Genomic DNA, 4,286 nt, shown 5'->3' with positions numbered 1-4,286 from the left:
GTTTATGGATCTCTTATTGTTAGTGGGGATTGTAGTTATATTATTTTCTCTCAGTCCTGCTTTGACATGTGCTGTTTTAATCATTTTACCGGTTATGTTTTTGATTTCCACAAAGCTGAGAAGAAGAATTCGTCGGTCGTGGCAAGTTGTTCGTATGAAGCAGTCAGTATTAAATTCACATTTAAATGAAAGTATTCAAGGCATTCGCGTCACTCAATCATTTGCTCAAGAACAAGAAAATATGCTGTTTTTTGAGCGCATAAACAGTGAAAATTACGAGAGCTGGAGGCAAGCTACTCGAAAAAATGCCATGTTTCGACCGTTTGTAGAACTTACAAATGCTGTCGGAACGGCTATTTTAATTTGGTTCGGTGCTGTACTTATTCAAGATGAACGGCTAACAATTGGTATTTTTGTATCATTTGCTTTTTATCTTGGAATGTTTTGGGAACCGATTTCTCGTTTAGGGCAAGTGTATAATCAATTATTAATGGGAATGGCTTCATCCGAGCGTATTTTTGAATTTCTAGATGAAAAACCTATCGTCGCAGATTTGGAAACCGCTACGTCTTTAGAGGATATGAAAGGAAAAGTTGAGTTCAAGCACGTCTCATTTTCCTATGATGGGAAGCGGAAAGCTTTAAACAACGTATCAATTGACATAAAAGAAGGCCAGACGGTTGCTTTAGTGGGGCATACTGGATCCGGAAAAACGTCCATTGCTAATTTAATCACACGTTTTTATGATGTGAACGAAGGGCAGATTTTAATTGATAATATGCCTATTCAAGATATTACGTTAGCGAGTTTACGAGCGCAAATTAGTATTGTGCTGCAAGAAACCTTTATTTTTTCAGGAACTATTATGGAAAACATTCGGTTTGGAAAACCGGATGCTACTGATGATGAAGTGATTAAGGCCGCGGAAGCGGTAGGGGCTGCAGATTTTATAAAGCGTCTGAAAAAAGGCTATGATACGGAAGTAGAAGAGCGAGGAAATGTCTTATCCGTGGGAGAGCGTCAATTGATTTCATTTGCTCGAACGCTGTTGGCTAATCCTCGTATTATCATTTTAGATGAAGCGACAGCAAGCATCGATACAGAAACAGAAGTGAAGATTCAACAGGCGCTTAAAACGCTGTTAAAAAACAGAACTGCCATCATGATTGCTCATCGGTTATCTACTATACGAGAGGCAGATAACATCATTGTATTAGATCACGGAAGCATTATTGAAACAGGGAATCACGGGGAATTAATGCAGCAAAAAGGCGTATATTATGACCTTGTTCAAACCCATGCTACAGCTTAAAAAAACAGAGGGAGCTCATCCTTCTGTTTTTCTATGAGTGTGAGAAATAGTAAAGAGATATAAGTGTTAACGGGAAAATGAGGTTGATACAAAAGAATTGTGGTAAAATAACGGTAGTTCAGATTTTTTCCTGTACATAATGGAGGAATTCAAATGAAAAAAGAATTTGCAGTCATCGGATTAGGTAGATTCGGAGGAAGTATTTGTAAAACATTAAGCGATCAAGGAATGGAAGTTCTGGCGATTGATATTGATGAAGAAAAGGTAAATGAGTATGCTAACGTTGCTTCGCATGCAGTAGTAGGCGATTCAATGGATGAAGGGGTTCTAAAAAGTTTAGGAATTCGTAATTTTGATCATGTTATCGTAGCTATTGGTGACAATATTCAGGCAAGTATTTTGACGACCCTTATTTTAAAAGAGCTGGGCGTTGAAAAAATAACGGTAAAAGCGCAAAATGATTATCATGCCAAAGTATTATCAAAAATTGGCGCTAATTTTATCGTGCATCCCGAACGAGATATGGGCCGAAGAATTGCCAATAACATGATTTCAAACAGCGTGCTAGATTATTTAGAGCTATCTGAAGAACACAGCATTGTTGAATTAGTAGCGAGCAAAAGAATGGCTGGCAATACGCTGATTGAGTTAGACATTCGTGCAAAATATGGCATTAACATTGTAGCCATTAAGCGTGATCGAGATATCATCGTTTCTCCTCAGGCGTCCGAAACGATTCAAGAAGGGGATGTGTTGATTGTTATTGGAGCAGATGCAGATATCAACCGCTTCGAAAATAAATTTGCCAGTGCTTAATAAAAAAAGAGCAGATGCAATTGCATCTGCTCTTTTTCTTTTATTAAACCTCCATAATGATTGGTAAAATCATTGGACGGCGCTTTGTTTTTTCGTAAAGGAATGGAGCCAATGTATCTGTGATTTCATTTTTAATCTCAGACCATTGTGACGTACGACGTTCCATCACTTTGTTCAAGTGTTTTGTAATGAGGGACTGTGCATCATTAATTAAGTCGCCAGATTCGCGCATATAAACAAAACCACGAGAGATAATGTCTGGACCAGCAGCGATCTTGAAGTCTTTCATATTGATGCTTACAACCACAATAACAAGACCTTCTTCAGATAAAATGCGGCGGTCACGAAGTACGATATTTCCAATGTCACCAATTCCGCTTCCGTCAATATATACAGAGCCTGAAGGGATTTTGCCAGCTACTGAAGCTTCGCTGTCGCTTAAAGCTAGCACTTCTCCATTATCCATAATGAAGCAGTTTTCTTCAGGAACTCCACAGTCTGTTGCAAGTTTGATGTGCATCTTCTGCATGCGATACTCACCGTGAATTGGCATAAAGTATTTTGGTTTCATCAAACGAAGCATTAATTTTTGCTCTTCCTGCCCGCCGTGTCCAGAAGTATGGATATCGTTTAGAGCACCGTGAATAACCTCTGCTCCTGCACGGAATAGCATATCAATTGTTTTGCTAACACTTACTGTATTTCCTGGAATAGGTGAAGATGAGAATACAACCGTATCTCCAGGGATAATTTGAATTTGGCGGTGAGTACCGTTTGCAATTCTAGATAGCGCTGCCATCGGTTCACCTTGGCTGCCTGTACATAAAATAGTCACGCGGTTAGCTGGAATTCGGTTAATTTGAGAAGGCTCAATGAACGTATCTTTTGGACATGAAATATATCCAAGCTGTTGGCCAATCTCAATAGCTGCTTCCATACTGCGTCCGAATACAGCAACTTTACGGTTATGCAATACGGCTGCTTCCACTACTTGCTGTAAGCGGTGAATATTTGAAGCAAACGTTGCAAAAATAATACGGCCGTCTACTTTACGGAAAATGTCATGAATGCTGTCACCTACGCGGCGCTCAGACATCGTAAAGTTAGGAATTTCACTGTTTGTACTGTCTGAAAGCAAGCATAGAACGCCTTCTTTGCCGATTTCAGCCATTTTTGTTAAGTTAGCCGGTTCGCCCACTGGTGTAAAATCAAACTTGAAATCTCCTGTATGTACGATTTGTCCGTTTGGTGTTTTTACCACAATTCCGTAAGAATCAGGAATACTGTGAGTTGTGCGGAAGAACGTTACCGATGTTTTACGGAATTTAATTACGTCATCTTCAGTAATTTCATGAAGCTGAGCTGTACGAAGCAACCCATGCTCGTCTAATTTGTTGCGAAGAAGTCCAAGGGCTAATTTCCCTGCATAAATAGGAATGTTTAATTCTCTTAATAGGTAAGGAATTCCGCCGATGTGATCTTCATGACCATGTGTAACGAAAAGGCCACGGATTTTATCTGCATTTTTTACTAAATAACTGTAGTCAGGAATAACGTAGTCAATTCCTAAAAGCTCATCTTCAGGGAATTTAATTCCTGCATCAATAAGAATAATTTCATCTTGAAACTGTACGGCATACGTATTTTTACCGATTTCACCTAGTCCACCCAGGGCGAAAACTGCCGTTTGATTATTTTTTACAAATTTCATTTTCATCATATCTCCAATACTTTAAAATCTTCATGCTGTTGTTCATATTCTAGATAGTCTCCAGTCACTGCTTGAACAAACTCAATATTAATTGAACGCGCTTTTAACTTTTTACGAACGTCACGCTCAGAATCTGCGTTCACATACACTGTTTTTGTATTTTCACGTACAGCTACTTCATTCATTTTTTCTTGRAAATAAACTTTAAAAATCATAACAAAAATCTCTCCTTAATTCCGAAATTCAAATAACTTATTTTATTATATTATAAAATGTGTATGTATTTCATGTATTTTCTAAAGAAACTTGCTTTCACTACATTTTAGTCATCTAAATATAACAAGTCAATTAATTATAGAATAATATTAATAGGAAACGGATACAAGACTATATTTTCCGGGCGTATAAAAAATAAGGGCTATTCCATTGTACGATGCAGACACACAC

Annotated in this window: 4 protein-coding genes; 2 read left to right on the top strand and 2 right to left on the bottom strand. The window is 38.0% G+C overall.

Annotation, left to right across the window (positions count from 1 at the left end; translation table 11 throughout):
- Both AC1DRF_RS17855 and AC1DRF_RS17850 read left to right on the top strand, forming a co-directional pair.
- The coding region (locus AC1DRF_RS17855; protein ID WP_477741297.1) for an ABC transporter ATP-binding protein at positions 1–1,312 on the top strand (1,312 nt) is incomplete at its 5' end.
- Between the two features lie 153 nt (positions 1,313–1,465).
- Complete coding sequence (locus AC1DRF_RS17850; protein WP_013056047.1) at positions 1,466–2,128, top strand: potassium channel family protein; 663 nt, start codon at positions 1,466–1,468, stop codon at positions 2,126–2,128.
- Positions 2,129–2,171: 43 nt separating this feature from the next.
- Here AC1DRF_RS17850 and rnjA read toward each other — a convergent pair whose 3' ends face one another.
- Both rnjA and AC1DRF_RS17840 read right to left on the bottom strand, forming a co-directional pair.
- Positions 2,172–3,839, bottom strand: a complete 1,668-nt coding sequence (gene rnjA / locus AC1DRF_RS17845; protein ID WP_013056048.1) for a ribonuclease J1 — start codon at positions 3,837–3,839, stop codon at positions 2,172–2,174.
- A 5-nt stretch (positions 3,840–3,844) separates the two neighbouring features.
- The gene (locus AC1DRF_RS17840) at positions 3,845–4,054 is read right to left on the bottom strand and encodes a DNA-dependent RNA polymerase subunit epsilon (RefSeq protein WP_057238645.1); all 210 of its coding nucleotides are present in this window, start codon (positions 4,052–4,054) and stop codon (positions 3,845–3,847) included.
- Positions 4,055–4,286: the final 232 nt, after the last annotated feature.

The organism is Priestia sp. P5_B4 (assembly GCF_056400385.1).
This window is presented reverse-complemented; position numbering and strand designations above follow the sequence as displayed.

Coding starts and splice junctions, on each gene's coding strand:
- AC1DRF_RS17850 (WP_013056047.1), top strand. CDS start 1,466: ATGAAAAAAGAATTTGCAGTCATCGGATTAGGTAGATTCGGAGGAAGT.
- rnjA (WP_013056048.1), bottom strand. CDS start 3,839: ATGAAATTTGTAAAAAATAATCAAACGGCAGTTTTCGCCCTGGGTGGA.